The organism is Blastococcus sp. MG754426 (genome assembly GCF_021699055.1).
GTDB lineage: Bacteria > Actinomycetota > Actinomycetes > Mycobacteriales > Geodermatophilaceae > Blastococcus.
In genome coordinates, this window is the sequence record NZ_SSXC01000198.1 from 1 (window position 1) to 327 (window position 327).

Sequence of the window (327 nt, forward strand, 5' to 3'; positions counted from 1 at the left end):
GCTCTGGAGCCCCGTCCGCGACGTCGACCCGCGGGTGGGCGAGCACCTCCTCGACGTGCTCGAGGCCGCGGGCATCGCCGCCTACCTGGAGCCGGCCGCTCGACGGGGTGGTCGTCGGCGTGCTGATCCACCAGCCCCCGCGCCTCGGCCCGGCGCGCCCGGTCGACGAACAACCGGTCCGACGGCGGGCTGGGCAGGGACACCGACCGGGTGTAGGGGCCGACGTCGGCGGCCGGCTCCAGGTAGGCGGCGATGCCCGCGGCCTCGAGCACGTCGAGGAGGTGCTCGCCCACCCGCGGGTCGACGTCGCGGACGGGGCTCCAGAGC

General features: G+C 77.4%; 1 pseudogene. It reads right to left on the reverse strand.

The window, feature by feature from the left end:
• Positions 1–327, reverse strand: a pseudogene (locus E9549_RS22960) (hypothetical protein); the annotation flags it as partial.